26 protein-coding genes are annotated in these 19543 nt (G+C 60.3%); 16 read left to right on the top strand and 10 right to left on the bottom strand.

Annotation, left to right across the window (positions count from 1 at the left end; all coding sequences use genetic code 11):
* Positions 1-6: 6 nt before the first annotated feature.
* The 3 genes from VGG22_11825 to speD form a co-directional block, all read right to left on the bottom strand.
* The gene (locus VGG22_11825) at positions 7-2205 is read right to left on the bottom strand and encodes a protease pro-enzyme activation domain-containing protein (protein HEY1729055.1); all 2199 of its coding nucleotides are present in this window, start codon (positions 2203-2205) and stop codon (positions 7-9) included.
* Positions 2205-4067, bottom strand: a complete 1863-nt coding sequence (locus VGG22_11820; protein ID HEY1729054.1) for a hypothetical protein — start codon at positions 4065-4067, stop codon at positions 2205-2207. Before VGG22_11820 ends, VGG22_11825 begins: the two co-directional genes overlap by 1 nt.
* 204 nt (positions 4068-4271) lie before the next feature.
* Positions 4272-4697 carry an adenosylmethionine decarboxylase gene (gene speD / locus VGG22_11815; GenBank protein HEY1729053.1) on the bottom strand — a complete coding sequence of 142 codons (426 nt, stop codon included), beginning with the start codon at positions 4695-4697 and terminating at the stop codon, positions 4272-4274.
* A 351-nt stretch (positions 4698-5048) separates the two neighbouring features.
* Here speD and sufB point away from each other — a divergent pair, with 351 nt between their 5' ends.
* From sufB to VGG22_11800, 3 genes are all read left to right on the top strand, one after another.
* Complete coding sequence (sufB, locus tag VGG22_11810; protein ID HEY1729052.1) at positions 5049-6485, top strand: Fe-S cluster assembly protein SufB; 1437 nt, start codon at positions 5049-5051, stop codon at positions 6483-6485.
* An 8-nt stretch (positions 6486-6493) separates the two neighbouring features.
* On the top strand, positions 6494-6796 hold the full coding sequence (locus VGG22_11805; protein ID HEY1729051.1) for a non-heme iron oxygenase ferredoxin subunit: 303 nt from the start codon (positions 6494-6496) through the stop codon (positions 6794-6796).
* 93 nt (positions 6797-6889) lie between these two features.
* On the top strand, positions 6890-7417 hold the full coding sequence (locus tag VGG22_11800) for a hypothetical protein (GenBank protein ID HEY1729050.1): 528 nt from the start codon (positions 6890-6892) through the stop codon (positions 7415-7417).
* 2 nt (positions 7418-7419) lie between these two features.
* Here the strand turns inward: VGG22_11800 and VGG22_11795 are convergent, their stop codons facing one another.
* Genes VGG22_11795 through VGG22_11785 form a run of 3 tightly spaced genes read right to left on the bottom strand, consistent with a single transcriptional unit; the run spans position 7420 to position 9420 of the window.
* Positions 7420-7635: a hypothetical protein gene (locus VGG22_11795; protein ID HEY1729049.1), complete on the bottom strand. Its 216-nt coding sequence runs from the start codon at positions 7633-7635 to the stop codon at positions 7420-7422.
* Entirely contained in the window at positions 7592-8995 is a 1404-nt protein-coding gene (locus VGG22_11790; GenBank protein HEY1729048.1) for an MFS transporter, read from the bottom strand. Before VGG22_11790 ends, VGG22_11795 begins: the two co-directional genes overlap by 44 nt.
* A complete protein-coding gene (locus tag VGG22_11785) occupies positions 8992-9420 on the bottom strand; it encodes a MarR family winged helix-turn-helix transcriptional regulator (protein ID HEY1729047.1) in 429 nt (142 codons plus the stop codon). The genes VGG22_11790 and VGG22_11785 overlap by 4 nt, the downstream gene beginning before the upstream one ends.
* Before the next feature lie 169 nt (positions 9421-9589).
* Between VGG22_11785 and VGG22_11780 the strand changes: the two genes are divergently transcribed.
* The 4 genes from VGG22_11780 to VGG22_11765 all read left to right on the top strand — a co-directional run bounded on the left by VGG22_11780 (position 9590) and on the right by VGG22_11765 (position 11520).
* Positions 9590-10375, top strand: a complete 786-nt coding sequence (locus VGG22_11780) for an arginine deiminase-related protein (protein HEY1729046.1) — start codon at positions 9590-9592, stop codon at positions 10373-10375.
* 215 nt (positions 10376-10590) lie between these two features.
* Complete coding sequence (rplU, locus tag VGG22_11775; GenBank protein HEY1729045.1) at positions 10591-10902, top strand: 50S ribosomal protein L21; 312 nt, start codon at positions 10591-10593, stop codon at positions 10900-10902.
* A gap of 3 nt (positions 10903-10905) precedes the next feature.
* Positions 10906-11235: a ribosomal-processing cysteine protease Prp gene (locus tag VGG22_11770; protein HEY1729044.1), complete on the top strand. Its 330-nt coding sequence runs from the start codon at positions 10906-10908 to the stop codon at positions 11233-11235.
* A 54-nt stretch (positions 11236-11289) separates the two neighbouring features.
* Complete coding sequence (locus VGG22_11765) at positions 11290-11520, top strand: hypothetical protein (protein HEY1729043.1); 231 nt, start codon at positions 11290-11292, stop codon at positions 11518-11520.
* On the opposite strand, the gene VGG22_11760 is transcribed toward VGG22_11765, so the two are convergent.
* Positions 11517-11843 carry a twin-arginine translocase TatA/TatE family subunit gene (locus VGG22_11760; protein ID HEY1729042.1) on the bottom strand — a complete coding sequence of 109 codons (327 nt, stop codon included), beginning with the start codon at positions 11841-11843 and terminating at the stop codon, positions 11517-11519. The genes VGG22_11765 and VGG22_11760 overlap by 4 nt on opposite strands.
* 75 nt (positions 11844-11918) lie before the next feature.
* Between VGG22_11760 and VGG22_11755 the strand changes: the two genes are divergently transcribed.
* On the top strand, positions 11919-12395 hold the full coding sequence (locus VGG22_11755) for a hypothetical protein (GenBank protein HEY1729041.1): 477 nt from the start codon (positions 11919-11921) through the stop codon (positions 12393-12395).
* On the opposite strand, the gene VGG22_11750 is transcribed toward VGG22_11755, so the two are convergent.
* The 3 genes from VGG22_11750 to VGG22_11740 are packed head-to-tail and all read right to left on the bottom strand — an operon-like array spanning position 12392 to position 13939.
* The gene (locus VGG22_11750; protein HEY1729040.1) at positions 12392-12943 is read right to left on the bottom strand and encodes a DUF4386 domain-containing protein; all 552 of its coding nucleotides are present in this window, start codon (positions 12941-12943) and stop codon (positions 12392-12394) included. The genes VGG22_11755 and VGG22_11750 overlap by 4 nt on opposite strands.
* A gap of 56 nt (positions 12944-12999) precedes the next feature.
* On the bottom strand, positions 13000-13476 hold the full coding sequence (locus tag VGG22_11745) for a Clp protease N-terminal domain-containing protein (protein HEY1729039.1): 477 nt from the start codon (positions 13474-13476) through the stop codon (positions 13000-13002).
* A gap of 7 nt (positions 13477-13483) precedes the next feature.
* A complete protein-coding gene (locus VGG22_11740) occupies positions 13484-13939 on the bottom strand; it encodes a tetratricopeptide repeat protein (GenBank protein ID HEY1729038.1) in 456 nt (151 codons plus the stop codon).
* Positions 13940-13966: 27 nt separating this feature from the next.
* On the opposite strand from VGG22_11740, the gene trmD reads away from it, so the two are divergent.
* From trmD to VGG22_11700, 8 genes are read left to right on the top strand one after another with little or no spacing between them, the layout of a single operon-like run.
* Positions 13967-14644 (top strand): tRNA (guanosine(37)-N1)-methyltransferase TrmD, encoded by a 678-nt coding sequence (gene trmD, locus VGG22_11735; protein HEY1729037.1) that lies wholly within the window; start codon positions 13967-13969, stop codon positions 14642-14644.
* A gap of 59 nt (positions 14645-14703) precedes the next feature.
* Positions 14704-15075, top strand: coding sequence for a 50S ribosomal protein L19 (rplS, locus tag VGG22_11730; GenBank protein HEY1729036.1), 372 nt, complete (start codon positions 14704-14706; stop codon positions 15073-15075).
* Positions 15076-15081: 6 nt separating this feature from the next.
* Complete coding sequence (lepB, locus tag VGG22_11725) at positions 15082-15822, top strand: signal peptidase I (protein ID HEY1729035.1); 741 nt, start codon at positions 15082-15084, stop codon at positions 15820-15822.
* A 46-nt stretch (positions 15823-15868) separates the two neighbouring features.
* The gene (lepB, locus tag VGG22_11720; protein HEY1729034.1) at positions 15869-16390 is read left to right on the top strand and encodes a signal peptidase I; all 522 of its coding nucleotides are present in this window, start codon (positions 15869-15871) and stop codon (positions 16388-16390) included.
* A complete protein-coding gene (gene ylqF, locus VGG22_11715; protein HEY1729033.1) occupies positions 16387-17193 on the top strand; it encodes a ribosome biogenesis GTPase YlqF in 807 nt (268 codons plus the stop codon). The genes lepB (VGG22_11720) and ylqF overlap by 4 nt, the downstream gene beginning before the upstream one ends.
* A complete protein-coding gene (locus tag VGG22_11710) occupies positions 17190-17870 on the top strand; it encodes a ribonuclease HII (protein HEY1729032.1) in 681 nt (226 codons plus the stop codon). The genes ylqF and VGG22_11710 overlap by 4 nt, the downstream gene beginning before the upstream one ends.
* A complete protein-coding gene (locus VGG22_11705; protein ID HEY1729031.1) occupies positions 17867-18205 on the top strand; it encodes a YraN family protein in 339 nt (112 codons plus the stop codon). Before VGG22_11710 ends, VGG22_11705 begins: the two co-directional genes overlap by 4 nt.
* Positions 18202-19542 carry a protein kinase gene (locus VGG22_11700; GenBank protein HEY1729030.1) on the top strand — a complete coding sequence of 447 codons (1341 nt, stop codon included), beginning with the start codon at positions 18202-18204 and terminating at the stop codon, positions 19540-19542. Before VGG22_11705 ends, VGG22_11700 begins: the two co-directional genes overlap by 4 nt.
* Position 19543 lies beyond the last annotated feature (1 nt).

Here is a 19543-nt window from a genome sequence, read left to right as displayed (position 1 = left end):
CCGAAGCTACGGCACCGTTGTTCCCGTTACCGCCTGAATGAGATGACCTGCGAACGGCGCGCCGACGCCCGTTACTTGATCGTAACCAGGTCCGGAATTGTATCCGATTGGCGTTTGCGCGGGGCCCGGTACCGGGGCCGCCTGATTGTCGCCGTAGGTTACGTCGTAGAAGACGTGCGCGTAATCGAGCTTCGGCGTAAAGCCGCTGGCCGTGTACGCACCGCTGAGCGAGTTGTTGTTCGCGTAGATCGCGTAGATCAGCGGCGCCGGATTCCCGAGACGGTAACCGGTTGTGCCGCCCGTGTTGCACGTCGCGCTGGCTTTGCAAGCCTGCAGGACGAGCGCCCACAGTGCGGCCGACGCCGGCGCGGACGCGCTGGTGCCGCCGATTGCCTCGGGACCGCCACCGTAATCAACGTTGATGAAGATCGCCGGACCTGTCAGCGGATCAGCGTCAAGCGACCAATCGGGGATCAGACGCATGGACGCACTGAGCGCTGAGGCCTGCCACGACGGTGCAGTGAACACCGCCGAAACACCGCCGCCGGAGCCGACGTTGTTTCCGAACGTTCCGTTGCCCCCGGTCGTCGTGTTGTCGGCCCATGCGGTGATCGTACCGGTGAGATTGCCGGCTTGGTCGAGTGGGATGTTTACGCCGCCGACCGCTACGACGTTGGGATCCGACGCCGGATACGACGCGCACGCTGTTCCAAGCGGATTGCCCAAATCATCGAAGCATTCCCATGCGCCGTCATCACCGGACGACACGAAGACGGCAACGCCTTCGGCGGCCATTGATGCCATCTCGATTTGACCGAGTCCCGGCGGGCTGCCGCTGGGTTGAATGTAGCCGAACTCCTCGTTGAGATTTTCCGGACCGCCGAAGCTCATCGAAACGGCGTCCGCTTTGTTGTCGGCTATTGCTTGCTGAATCTCATCGTCGCTGAGATCGATACCCTCGAGTGGATATGGCGTTTCACCGGTTGGACACGTGGGACCGACGGGCAGCGTCGGATCGGTCGAACCGTCGCTGTTGACGATGCAAAACTCGTTCGAGTTATACGCCATGTAGAAGTAGAGATTCGAGCCCGGCGCAAGCGATGCGATCGATTGCGTATCGAGTTGCGCTTCGCCGTCTTCAGGATTGCACGCCGCGTAGTTGGGAACAAAAGTTCCACCAACGTTCGTGCCCGGATTGCAGTTCGGATTCGTCACAGGCGGCGGGTTACTGAAATTCGTCGGATTGTTGTCTGAGGCGCCGGTGCCCGTGCCGCCGTTGGCTGCAGTTGCGGCTTGCGGGACGGTCGCTACCTGCGTGATAGTTGCCATCGGCGCATTCCAGTAGAGCCCGAGCGCAGCCGCATCGTCGGACTTACCGTTGGCGGCGAGAATCGGGCCGGTCCCGATGATGCCGACCGTGATGCCGCTGCCTTTGAAGCCGGCCGAATATGCGCCCGAGTAATCGAAGCCCGTCGCCATCTGCTGCGGCCCGTAGCCGTAGAAGTTCGCGAGGTTCGGTTGAATGATGTATGGGCTTCGGATCGCACCGGTGGCGCACGGCCCTTGGAATCCCGTCGTCTTCGCATTGCGCGCGCAGCCCGGAGTCTGAACGAGCGGAGCTGCGGCGATTGCGACGGTGCTCGGAAGATGTGGTGCCGAGCTCGCCGCGATGTATTGCCGGCCGGCGTAGTTATACACGCCGAACGTCGTTCCGAAGGCTTTGGCGAGCTGCGTGGTTGTGCCGGTGACGCTTAGCACTTGGCGCTGCGACCAACCACCGACTTTCAAACCGAACGACTTTAGGTAGGTTGCTGCGTTCGCATAGTCGTTTGCCGTTGCGCCGTATTGCGCGCCGATCTGCGCGGGCGTCAACCAATGCCGGTAATTTCCGGAGGTCGGATCGCTCGCGCTCTTTGCGTATTGAATAAGCCCTGCCGCGTTCTGCTGACGCACGAGCACCGGTATTGTCATACCGGCGGCCTTCGTCACAGGTCCGACGTAGGAGAGCTTGGAGATGAATGCTTGTCCGTAAACGAGCGACGTTGGGCCGGTCGAATTGTTGTTGCCGGTCGACCCGTTGTTGCCGCTGTTCGGATTTCCGGTGCCGGCCGGTAGCGATGAGTGACTGCCGCCTCCGCCGCAACCGGCGAAGAGCAGCGCTGCGGTAAGGATCGCGCCGAGCGCGCGTGACGTGGTGCGAATCATCACCGAACTCCCTTGATGCTACGCAGTGATTGGGCGCTCTGTTTGCGCAGTGTCGTTAGATACGTGTGCCTTCGCACTGCACGTGCGTGCGCGAGGTAGCTCAGCTGGTGCGCCTGGATTGCAGCGACGGCTGCGCGATCCGAGCTCACGCTCCCGAGCGACGCGGTCGTTCGTGCAGCGGACTGAGTCGAGGCTGAGCCTTGCAATACGAGCGCTTCAGTCGTCGCGATCACCTCAAGCCCAAGCGGGCCACCTAAGATGAACGTAAACGGCTGATTGTCTTGTTGATCGTACGCGTAATTCTGCGTGTCAGATGTGGTCATGCAGATCGGTACGCCGTTGACTTCGTAGCTGTCGAGGATTGTCGTCTCCTCGAAGCCGAGCGTTGTATCGAGGGTATTGATCGTACGGTTCACATCGGTGGCCGATGAACCAAACGAGTTCGGCGTGCAGCCGGCCGGAAGCGACGCACTCAGCGTCATGCCGTCCGTCTCCGTGTAGAAGACCGGCGGCGTATTGAACCACTGCGCGTCCCCTCCGAACGGTATCGAAGGTGGCTCACCGAACTCCGACTGTCCGGCCGCAGTGAAGTTTACCGTGAAGTTGATCTGGCCACTCGACGGCGCAGAAAACACGAGCGACGAAACGAGGCCCGAGAACAGCGGGCCCGCGATCGAACCCGACGCGTCGCTGTTTTCCGTCGTCGTGATCGTCCCGCCGGCACCACCGACGATAAGATTTTCGGTATCGACGTACGTACCGTCGGCGGCGATTACGCGCGTTCCGGTGCTACCGTCGGAATAACTGTACGCAATGTTTGCAGCCGGCGCGTTCGTCCACGTGATGCTGCTCGACTGCGGGAACTGATCGACTGTCTGCGGCGTGCCGTAGATCGTCGTCGTGACCGGCAAGTTGTCCGAAGACGGTTCCGTCTGCTTCGTTCCGTACAGATTCACGCTGTACGGCGCGCTGGCCGTCGACAAGCCGACCCACGAATCGGTCGTGTAACTGGTCGTCACCAACGTCGAAACGTCGGATTCCGAGACGCTTTCATCGACTAACCCTGATGCAGGTGCAGTCCCGGGGTACGCGTTGCTCCCGGCGCCGACCGTGGTCGTTACGTTGTAGCTGAGCGTCGTCGGTGCCGGAAGAGGCGCGGGCGTATTGCCGGGGCACCCGGGGTCGACACAGTTAAAGCTGAAGTTGTACGTGTAGTTCGTTGATTTCGTACCGGAATACGCAAGGCCCGGCGTCGGCGCGCTCGCCGTTGTAATCAGCGCAAATAAGTAGACGTCGTTCGAGACGAAGCTGAGCGGCGGAACAAGCGCCTGCGATGCAAAGGTGACCGTGCGGTTCGTGATCTCGCCCGGTCCAAGCAGAACGCTCCAACCCGAAGCGGCGTTGTTCTCATCGAAGAACGCGATGTACGGAGTTCCGGACGGAACCTTCGAGAGCGTGAATGAGAACGAGGGCGACTCGGAAAGCGTAACGGCTCCCGACACGGTGAGCGCGACGACCGCGTACACCGTGAGATCGCTGCCTCCGATCGACTGCGTGGAGCGTTTCAGCGTCAACGCCGACGGCGCTGCGACGCCGGCCGGAATCTTCGTGTCGAGCGTTGCGTTGAGCGTCGTCGCACCGCTTGCCGCGGGGATCGTTATCGACGACGAGCTCACGCCAGAGATCGCCGAGAACGTTAGCGTCGTTGACCCGGTTGTCGACGTGGAGCCCGATGAAGTCGAACTCTGGGTTCCGACGGCACCGCCGCCAACGCTACTCGTTCCGCCGCCTCCGCACGCGGAGAGCATTGCCGTTACGACAATGCCGACAAAGACCCACGATAGACGCGGCCAGCGCACCATGAAACCTCCAGTACGAACGCCTCAGCTACACGCCAAGGTGGACGGCTGGTTTGGCCGCCGTTCGGCGAGCTTCCTAGCGAGTAAGCGACTTTTGGTGCGAGTTTACTAGTGCCGACAGTTCAGAAAGTCTTCATAAATAATGTAGGCGCCTGGTTTCCCAAGCGCCTACATTTATTTGGAGCGGAATCCGCGGAATTTTCCGTTCTAGGCGGTGCGCCTCTTACGCGTCAGCCGACGTTCTTCGTGGTCGGTCGTGACGACGTGCGTGTACTCGTTCTTACGGGCCTGGATCCCACGCTTGACCTCGGTCGTACGCATCGAACGCGCCCGCAGCATCTCTGCTGCGTACTCGCACGCGGCCGCCGGGTTCGTGTGAGCCCCGCATGTGTAAAAGTCCATCGCTGCGTACCCGGTTTCCGGCCAGGTATGAATCGACAAGTGCGATTCTGCGATGACGACGACGCCTGAGACGCCGTGGGGTTCAAAACGATGGAAAGCTGTTGTTAAGACCGTCGCGTTCGCCTTGAGCGCGGCTGCCTTCAAAATCTCTTGTATGCCTTCCACGTCCGTAAGGATGTTCGGATCACATCCCGATAGCTCGCACAGAATGTGCGTCCCGAGTGCTTCCAATTACCGCCTGTCTCCTCGGATCCCGGTTGGGGGAAATCCCACCTCCAGATGCGTCGGCTGGCGCGTGCGCTGCACGGTCACGTCCCCGACCTAACGACGAACTCTATAGCCGGCAGCTTTTTCTCGTGCTGCCGCGTCTCGCCGCGATGGCGCGTAGGGCGCGCCCTCCCTCTACGAGATTGCCGGATCCGAAATCGCATAGCGAAATACGGCCCCGCCAATAGCCGTAGTGTACCCCCTGGTGCCCCCCCTGTAAAGTGTTTTGCTCACAGTAGCAAGGCAAGCGTTCCGTAAGGGAGGGAAATTCCAGAAAACCCTTCACTATCTATAGTGGGTCTGATAGAGTGGAGCATGATGGCAACGGAACTTAAAGAGCAGGTTAGTCCGCTAACCGCACAAGCGCTGGTCGAGGACTACCGGTACGGGTTTCACGACCCGGAAAACTACGTCTTCAAGTCGGCTAAAGGCCTGAACGCCGAGATCGTTCTCAAGATCTCCGAAATGAAGGGCGAGCCGGACTGGATGCGCGCCTTCCGTTTAAAGGCGCTCGAGCTGTTCCATGCTAAGCCGATGCCCGCTTGGGCGGACACCGAGGCACTCTCCGAGATCGACCTCAGCAACATTCACTACTTCGTGAAGTCGACTGAGAAAACGGAGCAGTCGTGGGATGACGTGCCGGACGACATCAAGCGCACTTTCGATCGCTTGGGCATTCCTGAAGCTGAGCGAAAGTTTCTTTCCGGCGTTTCGGCACAATACGAGTCGGAAGTCGTCTACCACTCGGTCCGCGAGGATCTCGAGAAAAGCGGCGTCATCTTCTGCGACATGGACACGGCGCTGCGCGAGCATCCCGATATCGTGCGCAAGTACATGGCGACCGTGATTCCGCCGGGCGACAATAAGTTCGCAGCGCTGAACAGCGCGGTGTGGTCGGGCGGTTCGTTCGTCTACGTTCCGCCGGGCGTCGAAGTCAAGATGCCGCTGCAAGCCTATTTCCGGATCAACACCGAGAATATGGGCCAATTCGAGCGCACGCTGATCATCGCGGACGAAGGCTCGAAGGTACACTACATCGAGGGCTGCACGGCGCCGCAGTTTTCAACGTCGTCGCTGCATTCGGCCGTCGTTGAATTGATCGCAATGCCGGGCTCGCGCATTCGCTACACGACGATTCAGAACTGGTATCGCAACATATTCAACCTCGTCACGAAGCGCGCGGTCGCGCACAAGAATGCAACGGTCGAATGGGTCGACGGCAACATCGGCTCGCGCCTGACGATGAAGTATCCGGCAATCTATCTCATGGGTGAAGGTGCGCGCGGCGAGATTCTCTCGGCAGCGTTTGCGGGCGAAGGCCAGCATCAAGATGCCGGCGCGAAAGTCATCCATGCCGCCCCGAACACAACGTCGGTCGTCACGAACAAGTCCGTCTCGGCACACGGCGGCAAGACGACCTATCGCGGCCTCGTCGAGATTCATGAGGGCGCGACGGGTGCGAAGACGCGTGTGAAATGCGACGCTCTGATCATGGACGACAAGTCGTCGAGCGATACGAAGCCGACGATGAAGATTCACGAGCAGCAATCGACGGTCGAGCACGAGGCCAGCGTCTCGAAGATCGGCGAAGAGCAGCTCTTCTACGCGATGAGCCGCGGGCTCTCGGAAGCCGACGCTACAGCGTTGATCGTCAACGGTTTCTTCGATTTCTTCGTTAAGGAACTGCCCATGGAATACGCAGTTGAGTTGAATCGCTTGATTAAGCTCGAGATGGAAGGCGCCGTAGGCTAACCGCCGGGATGGCGCAGCCCGTAGCTCGCAAGAGCGAAATCGCAGACGGCACGACCAAGCGCGTCACCGTCGATGCGCAGAGCGTGCTGCTGTGCAACGTCGCGGGTGAGATATTCGCGATCGAAGATGTCTGCACGCATGACGGCGGACCGCTGGATGAAGGGGAGCTGATGGGCGACCGGATCATGTGTCCGCGTCACGGCGCGTTCTTCGATGTGAAGAGCGGCGCAGCGCTCACGCTGCCCGCAATCGTGCCGGTGCAGACCTATAAGGTCCGCACCGCCGGCGACGACATCTTCGTCGAGCTCTAATCCAGCTTCTTCGCAGCTTGTGCCAAGGCACACGCAAGCTTTCTCGGTTAGCATCCTAGCAGTCGGAGACATCCGGGCGCAGAGGAAGCTACCGTGGGCAGATATTGGATTGCCGTTCGCATCGCCGCAATAGCGTCACTTTGTTCGATTGCCATCGCGCTTGCCGGATGCGGTGCGCCAGACGACGACAGCGGTTCGTACACTCCCCTAACACCGCTATGCACATATCCGAACGGTATAACGCCGCAAATGATTTATCCGGAGCCGAACGCGACGGGCGTCCCGGACAATTTGCAAATCTTCGTGCTCGCCGACATCAATGTCGGGACATACAACTCCGGGGGCTATCTCCTAGAATTTTCAACGAAGAACCACGTTGCGCAGGCTGCGAACAATTCCACGTCGGACAACTTCTCGAACTTCCAGCAGATAACGCAGTCGCAGGTCCCAACGCCATCGGCTGCAATCACGCTCGCAAACACCATTTACATCGCCGCTACTCCAGCTCAGCAAGCAGTTTCAGCGCTGCAACCTCACACGACGTACTATGCGTATTTGGGTGGAGGCTCAGGACCGGACTGCAGCGCAAACGGGCCGATCGGCTCGTTTACGACGACGTAGCTCTAAACGTGTTCGCCCGGGCCGGCCTGATTGGCATCGGCCTGATCTTCGTTGTCGTAGCCTTCGTCGACATCGCCGTAGACCGTTTGGCGTTCTTTCGGAATATCGCGCAAATGACGGTCAGCCTGCGCGCCCATGACAGCGGCTTCGTCGCTGCTCAGCGGATCTTCTTCGTCAGCTTCGGTGTGCAGCGGGCGCCCACGCTCTTCGCGTTCCATGTGATTCCTCTCTCGAACGCTCTGCTTGTACCCATCCCTCTTGCCTAAGAAGAATAAGGGTCCCCACCAGCGCGAGCAAGGCAATCCCGACCGCCACAAATGCCGAGACTGCGAAGCCGGCGTGGAAAACAGCTCCCAGCACGGCGACGCCGATTACCAGACTGACGAACCGAATCGTGGCACCGATACCGGAGGCCATCCCCGCGCGCTCGGGCGAGGCTTGGGCTTGCATAGCGCGCGCCGTTTCCGGATTCAAAAGTCCCGTTCCAAAACCAGCGACGAGCATCGCGACCGTCATAATGGGATAGGGTGCGCCGGCGTGGGCGGCGAGGCCGATCGAGAAATCTCCCGCGGCAGCGATGCCGAGTCCGATGGCTAAACGGCTGCGGTGCGTGAGCCGTTCGAGAAAGTGAGCGGCGAGCGGTGGCGCGATCACAAGCGGAAGGGCGAATGGCAGCATTGCGAATCCCGCAGCCATCGGCGCCAACTTCATCCAACTCTGGAGATACAGGGGCAGAAAGAAAATCATCACTTGCGCCGCGGCTCCGTAACCGAACATTGCCGACGCGGCGCCAACATAGCGCGGACTGGAAAGCAGTTCGAAATCGAGCATCGGCTGCGCTTGGAGACGCTCGAGTATTACAAAGGCAATCAGTAGCAGCACCGCGGCGAAAAGACGCCCGAGAATCTGTGTCGAGACCCAGCCCTCACGATTTCCGTCGATGAGCGCCCACACCAACAAGAACAGACTCGTACTAAGCGTGAAGACCCCGGCAAAATCGAGCCGTCGTTTCTCCGGATCGCGCGATTCGGGCACGAACGCGCGCATTGCGACGAGAAAGACGACGCAAAGCGGGATATTGATTAAGAACGCCCAGCGCCATCCGAATAAGCCCGTGATGACGCCGCCCAGAATCGGGCCACACGTCATCGCAGCACCGATCGACGTTCCCCAAAATGCATATGCACGCGCACGCTCGGCCCCCCGAAACGTCGCGGAGATGATTGCGAGCGCCGATGTCAGCAACATACTCGCGCCAACGCCTTGAATCGCGCGCGAAAGCTCGAGGACGAGCGCTGATTGTGCAAGACCGCAGGTCGCCGACGATACAAGGAAAAGCGCGATGCCGATCATGACCATCCGCCGGCGCCCGTAAAGGTCGGCGAGGGTCCCGGAGGGCAACAGCAGCGACGCGAACGTGATCAAGTATGCGCTGATCACCCACTGCATGCTCACGAAACCGGCGTGCAGCTCGCGGCCGATGGTTGGCAACGCAACGGCGACGATGTTCGTGTCGAGCATGATCAGCGAACACGTTGCAGCCGAACAGATAAGGACGAGCGGCTTACTGACGTTCACGCGAAGTCGCTCGCGACGACGTCGCTCAAGAGCGTCCGCAAACGCTGCGCTGAATCCGCGCCAAACGCCCCCTCGAACTTGCGTTGCGCCGACGACCAGAGCGGTCGAGCTTTCTGCAAAAGCGATTCGCCCGAACGCGTTAGCGTCAGCAAACGAGCACGCCGGTCATGTTCTCCGACTGCGAGCCGAATGAGGCTGCGCTTCTCAAGCGGACGCACCAAATGCCCAAGTGTCGAGCGGTCCATGACGAGCGAATCCGCCAGATCGCCAAGCGTGCTCGGACCACCGCGCTGCAATCGCGAGAGAATCGAATACTGATTCGCTCCGAGCTCAACGGAAGCGAGAGCGGCGTCGTAGATCTTCGTAACTAATCGGGTCGCTTGCCGGAGAGCTAGACAATTGCACAACTCGGGGTCCGTTTTCATCGCCACGTGATTATATGGGCAATTGCCCATATTGTCAACATAGCAATTCTTTTATGCATTCATAAGGCGCACGGCGTATGCTGATTTCGCCTAAGAGGCCGACAAAGTTATCCACAGTCGTTACCTTTGTCGAATGTCGCGCACATAGCGGAGGCGTTAAAGTATTCTCATGGCACGATTGCTCATGTGCCCGCCGCATCACTACAATGCTCTTGGCGCTTGGCGCCAATGGGAGCGCTTCGTAGAGGTGCTGCAAGTCGCCGCGGACGTCCAGATCGAACTGGTCGATCCGGCGCCGCAAGCGCCGGATCTTGTTTTCACCGCAAATGCAGCGCTCGTGAGCGGCGAGCTCGCAATCGTCTCGACGATGCGCAACGATACGAAGCGTCTCTCACGTCAGGTCTATCGCGGAACGCTTGCCCGACTCGGTTTTGCAACGACATTTCTGCAAGAGACCTCGTTTGCCGGAAGCGCCGACGCGTTGTTCGATCGCGTGCGCCCGATCGTGTACGTCGGTTACGGTTCGCTCTCCGACCGTATGGTGACGCTGCAGCTCAGCGATCTTCTTGATGCGCGCGTCGTTGCGCTCGGGCTCGCGGATCCGCAGTTCCCGCATCTCGATTTGGCGCTGTGCCCACTGGGCAGCGGACACGTTCTGGCGTACATGCCCGCGCTGACGCAGCATGCACAGCGCTTGTTGCGCCGCATCGTCGATCCGGAATACTTGATCGAGCTCTCAACGGCTGACGCGTTCGGCCTTGCCTGCAATACCGTCGAGGTCGGCGACGCGCTCATCATGCACGACGCGTCGCGCGCCTTGCGCGACCAGCTTGTCGATGCAGGCTACCGCGTGTTCTCGACCGATCTCTTGGGCTTCGTTCGGAATGGAGCCGGCGCGAAACGTCTCACTCTTCGTCTTGACGACGGACCGGCTACGGCCGGAGCCGCCGCCTAAATCCCGAGGTACACCGCTTGCACCTGCCCGTCGTTCGCAAACTCTCCGCTCGCGCCATAAATCACCATCTCGCGGCTCTCCAGCACGTAGGCTCGCTGTACGAGCGAAAGCGCGCGGCCCGCGTTCAACTCGACAAGAAGAATAGCCGCCGGCCAAAATCGGGCTGACCAGACTGGTTGACGCTGCTCCCGGGGAGGTGGTATCGTACGTCGGTTATGTACGCCATCATCGAAACCGGCGGCAAGCAGATCAAAGTGGCGGAAGGCGATGTCATTCGCACCGACCAGGTCGACGCTGAGCCGGGCTCGAGAGTTACCTTCGACCGCGTCGTTCTGGCCGGCGGTGATGCCATCGTGGTCGGGACCCCGCTCATCAAGGGCGCGAAGGTCACCGGCTCGGTCGTTCGGCAAGGCAAGGGCGAGAAAATTCTGGTCTTCCGCTACAAACCGAAGAAGCGCGTACGTAAGCTCATCGGTCACCGGCAGCGTTTTGCCGAGGTGAAGATCGAGAAGATCTCGCTTCCATAAGCGATGGTCGACGTCAGATTCACGCGAGACAGCCGAGGACGGCTGTCTTCTGTTTTTGCGACGGGGCACGCCGAATTCGGCGCCTTTCCAAACGACGTCGTGTGCGCTGCGGTCTCGGCAATTCTGCAGGCCGCATATGCGGGACTCCAAGATGTCGCGAAATTGCAATTCGACGGGAAGCGTCTCTCCGGAGAGCTTGAGATTGACATTCCGGAATCAGCGCGCGAACGCGCCGACGTCGCTGCCATCGTCGCAACCGCCCAGGTCTCGCTCGAGCAGCTCGCGCGCCAATACCCCGAGCACGTTCGGGTGACGACGGCCGCGGAAGCTTAAAACGAAACGGTAGCCCGTCCAAACGGGTAGAACAAAACACCAAAGGAGGGCGGCGTGACCAGCGATACTATGAAGCAATTCAACGGCAAGGCCGATGAGGCTGACCAATCGAGCGCGGACGCCGGTAAGGCGGTCCTCGTTGGACTACTGGGTGGACTCGTCTCCGCCGCCGGTTATCTCGTCTATCAGCGCCTGCCCGACGAGCAGAAGCGGCGCATTCAGGTTCAGGTCCGAGGCATCATCGAGACCCGCCTCAATCAGATTCGCCAAGACCTGAACATCTAAAACTCGGCGGGTTCGGCCGTTCTTTTCGGGGCGGCTACGACCTCGGGCTCAATCCCGGGGAGCATCGGCTCGTCGCTTTCCTTCGCGTCCTCGGCCGTTTCCGCATGATCGTATGGCGAGGGTACGGCCTCTAGGTGAGGCCGCTCGGCGGCGGTATCGTGCTCGTCGGCAGCCCGCTCCATTTCGCGAATGAATTGCGACGACGTATTCTGCACGTCGCGCATGACGGAGCCGAATTTGCGCGCGACCTTGGGCAGTTGGTCCGGTCCGAACACAAGGAGCGCGACCGCCCCGAGGATTGCAATATCAGGTGCCGAGAGCATTTTTGGAAGGTCCCCTTTCTGCCCGATGGCGAACGGCACCCGTCCGCATACGAGGGATTAGGCGGATCTAGCGCAGTGAAAATTATCTACACGCGCGGGAACCGAACGGAAACGTTAGCGTCGATCGCTACGCTCCGTAAGATACTGAACCGGTTCATCGCTCACCGTGTGTTCTACGAAGTCTCGAGCCGCAACAAGCGCGGCCACGAGTTCTTTTCTGCGAAAAATACCTTCGTCGTGGGCACGATCGAGATCGTCAATCGCGATTATCTGACGATCACGATCTTCGATGCGCACAACTCGACGCACTCGATCGAGATCTTGAATCCCGCCGCAATGCGCATTTACGATGATACGCTCGGCAAGGGTTTCGCAGTCTCGTTCCTCAGCGAGGCGCCGGGCGGAATCGAATCACGGTGCTATCTGCGCGACGAAGGCGACGAGGGCAACGAGATCCAGAGCGACAGCGCGCTCGAGCGCATCACGTTGCCGCAACTCTTCGAATATCTCGAAGAGATCACGCACGTCGACGCGATAGGAAAGACGCCTTAGTTAACAGTTTCCGGCCATTTTCGACTGTTAACGCCCATGATCGTTAGCCATAACGCGAAAGACAATTGGACTAGGAAGAAGGGCAAGACGATCGCAGGAAAGATCGCCGCGTTGACCGCCGGCAGCACTAAAGCCGTTACGGTGCTCGTCAAGAGGCACAGCGATGCCAGCGCAAAGAGCACTCCGAAGGCTTTGGGAAGATATGCCGATTGGTAGATCAGATAGCCGAGCACAGCGCAGTGAAAAGCGAAAAAGATCAGCCCTACCTCGTGACCGTCGTTGTGTAGCCGGAGCGCAAATGTTGCCGCCGCGCGGAGCGCTTGAGGATCGAACGCCGTAAATCCGGATCCGCTCACTAACAGCATCGCCGCGAATCGTCCGAGGGCGCTGGCTGCGCCGATTGCGGCATGGGCAAGCATGAGGAACGCCGACAGCAATGCGAGTATCGGGTTGACGGGGCGAAGGAGGCCATAAAACAGAGCCGCGATCGTTGCGTAACAGACATACGTCAATATCTCGCCGGCGAAAGCCCTGCCCGCGCGTAGAATTGTGGCGAAAGCGCCATCATTCCGCGAGTACGCGGAAACGGCGAATTTGTTTCGCGCTAGAGCGCGAAGACTTTTTCGGCGACGACTGCGGGCTGGTGTCCGAGAATCGAAAGCAAACCGCGATCGCGGTTCGATTCGGACACGTACGCTTTGGCGAGATGTTTCGGCAGATACGCACCGGCTTGCACGCGGCGCGCGCCCTCCAAGAATATCTCGTATGAATCTTGGTCGAGCCACTTGCCGTCTTTACCGTCCGGCGTGCGGATCACGAGCGACCGATAAATCGGGAACGGTGCGCGCTGCGAATCCGGATCGCGCAGCTGTTCCGGCGGACGTTTGCGCGGCGGCGCGGCTTGCGCTTTTTCGCGATCGATCAATTGCCCTAAACGAGCGCCGATCGTATCGTCATCAAGCAGCGCCAACAAGATGTGCGGCGGCTGAACGAATTCACTTTCAGCCGTTACGGCATACATAACCGCCTTCCGCATAACTGCCATGAGTTCGCGCGAAAGCACCATCTGGTTGACGGGCATTGATCTCTTATCTGCGCCGGAAGATTCCGCGTCCCTCCAAGCGGTGCGCCAGGCGAAGCTCACGGACGGCGGCAGCGCGGCGGCCGGTTTTCCGGTAAGCGACCGAAAGATTGAGGTGCGCGATCGCATAGCTCTCATCGGCGCGAATCGCCGCCTCGTAATGCGCGATCGCGTCCTCGAACGCGCCCTCCTCGACTAGCAAATTACCGATATTGGCTAGCGCCGGCGCGAATCGCGGCACAACCGCGAGTGCTTCCGAGAAATCGCGCAATGCGTGCTCGCGTTCGCCCAAGCGTACGTGCGCGACACCGCGCTTGTTGTAGAGCCGCGCGCACTCATCGTTGTCGCGCGCCGAATGCAGCATTGCTGTGAAGCCGGTCACAGCAGCCGAGGGATCGCCCTTTTCGAGCTCCAGAATCGCGCGTTCGAAGGGATCCCTTGGCGGTTGGAAGTGGGCTAGCATTCGGCGCAAAGCGAACATGAAACGAAGATGTTGAACATCGACGTCGTCACGCTCTTCCCGGAAATCTTCGCGCCGGCCATCGGGCTTTCGATCGTCGGACGTGCAGTCGAGCGTGGTCTCGTCTCGGTTCGGACCCACCAGGTGCTCGAATTCTGCGAAACGGAGCGGGCCGACGACTCACCGTACGGCGGCGGTGCCGGTATGGTTTTGCGCCTCGAACCGCTCGCCCGGGCCCTGGATGCCATTCTGGCGGCGAGCCCGCCCGAGGAGCGTCGCGCGCTCGTCCTCACGACCCCATCCGGCAAGCAGTTCTCGCAAGCCGATGCGGCCCGGTTCGCGGGCCTCGACCGCCTGGTCGTCGTCTGCGGCCACTACGAAGGCGTTGACGACCGGCTGCGTGCCCTCTATCCGCTCGAGGAGATATCTCTCGGCGACTTCATTTTAACTGGCGGCGAAATCCCGGCCCTGGCCGTGGTCGATGCGACCGTCCGCCTGGTTGAGGGGGCGATTCGCCCGGAATCCCTGGCCAGCGAATCGTTTACGACCGGCGATGAGCTCGACTTCCCATCCTTCACCCGGCCGCCGCGCTTCCGGGGGGTCGAAGTACCCGAGGTCCTGCTCTCAGGCGACCACGCCAAAATCGCTGCCTGGCGGCGCGAGGAGTCCCGGCGGCGGGCGGCCCAGCGGCGGGGGGATTCGGAGTAGACGGGATATAGCGCCTCTGTTACAATACCGCGGTTGCGCAGTAGCCAGCAGAGAGCGTCATGAACGTCATCGGTCTTCTCGAAAAAGAACAGGAAAAACCATCGATCCCGGTCTTCCGTCCGGGCGACACCGTCAAGGTGTACTCGAAGGTCATTGAGGGCGGCAAAGAGCGGACCCAGATGTTCGAGGGCGTCGTCATTGGGCGTAATGGCCGCAGTTCGAACGCATCGCTCACGGTCCGCCGCGTTTCACACGGCGTTGGTGTCGAGAAGTCGTTTTTGCTGCACAGCCCGCGGACCGAAAAGATTGAAGTCAGCAAGCGTGGCGCCGTGCGTCGCAGCAAGCTGTATTATCTCTCGGAGAAGGTTGGCCGCGCAGCGCGTATCCGCGAGAGAAAGACGGCCAAGGCGTCAGAAGCTCCGGCTGAGTAGCGCGGCGTGACCCCGCTGCAGCTCTTCGGGCTGATCTGCATTTTCGCAGTCGTCCGCGTCGCGATTAGCATTCGTCCCGGAGTCGCCGTGGGCGCAACCACGACGTCCGGCAGCTCGGTCCGCGCGGTTCTGCGCGAATATCTCGACGCGTTCATCGTCGCGGGTTTGGTCGCGCTATTCCTGATCACGTTCGTCGTGCGCACGTTCTACATTCCATCAGGCTCGATGGAACCGACGTTGCAGATCCACGACGTGCTGCTCGTCAACGAATTCGAATATCGTTTCTTCCCACCGCATCATAGCGACATCGTCGTGTTCGAACCGCCTATCGATTCGACCAACGATTTCATCAAACGACTCGTCGGTGCTCCGGGCGACACGCTCTCCGTCAAGAACGGCATCGTGTACCGCAACGGCAAAGCACTGAACGAACCGTATGAGGCGCAGAAGCCGAACTACAATTTAGAAGTGCGCAACTACGGAATCTACGTAGACGGACAACCGCTCGATCCATCTTTCGCAAACATTCCGCCGAAGAGCGCGTGGTCCGCACCCGACCGTATCCCGGATGGCTATTATCTGATGTTCGGTGATAACCGAGATAATTCAGAGGACTCGCACATTTGGGGCTTCGCACAAACCAGCGGCAATTTCGCATCTGGGCCGCTGAAAGGAAAACCGGCGCATTTCACTGGACACGCATTCCTCTTGTTTTGGCCGTTCAACCGCATCCGCATACTGCACTAGGCCTAAGGCAAGCTTAAGGAAAGCGGACGGCGGCGGCGAACAACAAATGGTGCTCTCCCAACCGTCCGTTCGATTGGCGAGACTGCGTCGCGGGGTCGTAGTTGCGTGTGAAGTTGCTCTGCTGGCACTCCTCGGGGTGGCCTTCTTCTTCCGCCTCCCCCAAGTTTCGGGTCTTTCGATGGAGCCGCAGGTCGGCGCCGGAGAATTCGTTCTGATCGACACGCTGACGTATCGATTCGGACCCGTTCGGCGTGGCGACATCGTCGCGTTCCGGCATGCCGGTTCCGAGGCATATCTCAAACGCGTCATCGCACTGCCGGGTGAGCGCGTCGCGATTGCGCACGGCTTCGTGCAGATCAACGGGCAGCCGCTTGCCGAGAACTACGTTCGCTATCGCGACGATCGCAGCCAACCGGCCGAGACCGTCCCCCCGGCCGCGTACTACGTCCTGGGCGACAACCGGAGCAATTCAGACGACTCGCGCGACTGGGGCTTTGTCCCGGTGTCGACGATCATCGGAAAAGCTTGGCTCGGCCTCTGGCCGCCGAGCAAGGCGGGGACGCTGTGATCGACCGCGAGACCGTCATTCAATGGTACCCCGGCCATATGGCTGCTGCGATGCGCGAGATGGAGCGCCGCTCCAGCCTGATCGACATTTTCATTGAGGTCATCGACGCACGGCTTGCGGTGACCGGCTCCAACTCAGATCTTTCAAACATCATCGGACGTAAGCCGCGGCTAATCGTCCTGACCCGCGACGATCTCGCCGATCCGCCGACTACGAAAGCGTGGCTGGATTACTATCCCACGAAGCGCTTCCGCGCCGTCTCGGTCAACGCGCGTGAACCCAACAGCTACACGCAAGCTTCGTTCATCTTGACGCAGATGCTCGGCTCGGCGCGCGTCAAAGGCGTTGCGCGCACGATGGTCATCGGCATTCCCAACTCAGGGAAATCGAAAGTCATCAACGGATTGCTGCGACGCGATGTCGCTCGCGTCGAAGACAAAGCCGGCGTAACGCGCGCACCACAATGGTTTCGCGTCGGACCAAACGTCGAGATGATGGACACACCTGGAATTCTCGTTCCGAAGATCGAGTCGATGCAAGCCCAGTGGATGCTCGCGATGTGCGGCGCGATTCCGCGCGACAAATTCTCGCCGGAAAATGTCGTGCACAGTTTCGTCGACTGGATGACCAACAACCGTTCGCGGCAAGTTCCGGATCTCGAAAGCTTTGCGAACGTTCGTCGGATGTTGCGCACGGGCGGCGAGCTCGAGCTTCACAACGCAGCGCTCGCGTACATCAAGGATTTCAACGAAGGTAAGTTCGGCCGCACGAGTTTTGACGTGCCGCCTACCGACGGTACGTGAAGAGCCGGAAGCCCGACGCGGTTCGAAGCCGCGTCCGCCGTCGGCTCGACCGGCTTCATCGTTATGAAGAGACCCTGCGCGAACAGGGCTTTCGTTTAATTGGGGGCATCGACGAGGTCGGACGCGGACCGCTTGCGGGTCCGGTCGTCGCTGCGTGCGTGGTCACCGACGGGCCGCTGCGCCTGCGACACCTCAACGATTCCAAACAGGTGCCGGCTGAATTCCGCGCCGATCTCGCCGACGAGATCAAAGCCAAAGTGGTCGCGTGGGCGATCGGGGAAGCTTCGGTTGCGGAGATCGATAGGATCAACATCTACTGGGCATCGGTCTTGGCGATGGAGCGAGCGCTTGCTGCTCTGGCGATCGTTCCCGAATACCTGATAACGGACGCGGTACGAATTCGTTCGTGGACGGGCAAGCAAGAGCCGATGATCAAAGCCGATGCGACATGCGCGAGCGTTGCGGCGGCGTCCGTGATTGCGAAAGTGTATCGGGACGCACTTCTGGCGCAGCTCGACCCGCTCTTTCCGGAATACGGGTTCGCCGAGAATAAGGGATATGCGACGCCTTATCATATCGAGGCGCTGAAGTCTCACGGTCCTTGTTCGATGCATCGAAGGAATTGGTGGCGCGTGCAGGCTGCGCTGACGTTGCCCGGAATCGAATTCGCAGAATGAACTCCCAGGAGCTGGCTCGCAGCGGTGAAGACGCAGCGATTGCGTTATTGGTCGAGCGCGGCTACGAGATCGTGGGACGCAACGTTCGCATGCCCGGCGGCGAGATCGATGTCGTTGCGCGCGACGGCGCGACGATCGTTTTCGTCGAGGTGAAGGCACGCCGTTCACACCGCTATGGTTCGGCAGTCGGCGCCGTCGACGCACGCAAGCGCCGCACGCTGCGCAAGCTCGCCGCGGAGTGGATGCAGCTTTTCGCGCCGCGCGCTTACGCGCGATTCGATGTGGTCGCCGCCGACGGCACGCGTCTTGCGCATTATCGGGACGCATTCCGATGACCGAACGGATCGGTTCGATCATCGCGCAGCGCTACAAAGTCGACAAGCTGATCGGGCGCGGCGGCATGGCCGATGTTTATCACGGAACCGACTCGGTTTTGCAACGCGAGATCGCTGTGAAGATCCTGACCGATCGCTCCGAGATCGTTCGCAAGCGATTTCTGCGCGAAGCGCAATCGATGGCGCATCTCAATCATCGCAACATCGTCGGTGTCTACGACGCGGGTGAAGATCAGGATCAGCTCTACATCATCATGGAGCTCATCCGCGGCCGCACGCTGAAGCAAGCTTCCGCCGAGGGCATCTCGTACGACGCCTCGATCAAGATCTTCATCGAGCTGCTGCAAGCGCTCGACTACGCACACAAACAGTCGGTGATCCACCGCGACATCAAGCCGGCCAACATCATGATTCTCGACAACGGCGAGGTCAAGGTGATGGACTTCGGGCTTTCACGCCGCGTAAGCGATGCCAGCAGCGTAACGCAAGCCGGCGAGATCGTCGGTACGATCGCCTATCTTTCACCCGAACGATTCCTCGGCAAAGTCACCGACCATCGCAGCGATCTCTATTCGGTCGGCTGCGTGATGTATGAGATTTTCACCGGCGACGTGCCGTTCAAGAGCCCGTCCGATGATTTGGTTTCCGTGATCTTCGCACACGTGAACGACACGCCGGCATCGGTACGCGACAAGAATCCGAATCTCTCGCCGGCCCTCGAGCGCATCATCATGAAGCTGCTCGCAAAAGATCCCACCGATCGTTACGCCGACGCCTCCGACGTCATCACCGATTTGGAAAGTCTCTCGCGGATGCCATCGATGACGTCGGCCGGCGCTCCGGCACCTCCGCCGCCGGCGCCCGCGACTCCCGGATCGCCGCCGACGCCGCCGCCGCGTGATCTCAAGGCCGTACTCGGAACCGCAATCGAAGCGCACCGCAGTGGAAATCCGGAAGCGGTCAAGCAGATGCTTACGCATGCATTTCGCCCGGCCGAAATGCTGCGCGACGCGCAGCGCCACGTACTGACGGCGATGCTCGCCGCGCGCAAACACGACTATGTCGAGGGAACGAAAGCCTATACCGCTGCCCTCGACGGATTCAAAGCCGTCAATAACGAGCTCGAATTCGGACGCACGGCCGTCCGCTACGCGGCAATGGTCGTCGAACAGTGCACGCGCGAGGAAAAGGTCGACGACGACAAAGTCGATAGCGCGATCAAGGCGCTCTCGGATGCACTACCCGTTCTGCGCGGCAAACGTTTGTTTAGCGAGCTCGAACAGGGCGAACGCACGCTTTACGCGTTGCGTCGCATTAGGGTGGGAACGGGACGCTGAT

Source organism: Candidatus Baltobacteraceae bacterium (genome assembly GCA_036489885.1).
Taxonomy (GTDB): Bacteria; Vulcanimicrobiota; Vulcanimicrobiia; order Vulcanimicrobiales; family Vulcanimicrobiaceae; genus JAFAMS01.
This window is presented reverse-complemented; position numbering and strand designations above follow the sequence as displayed.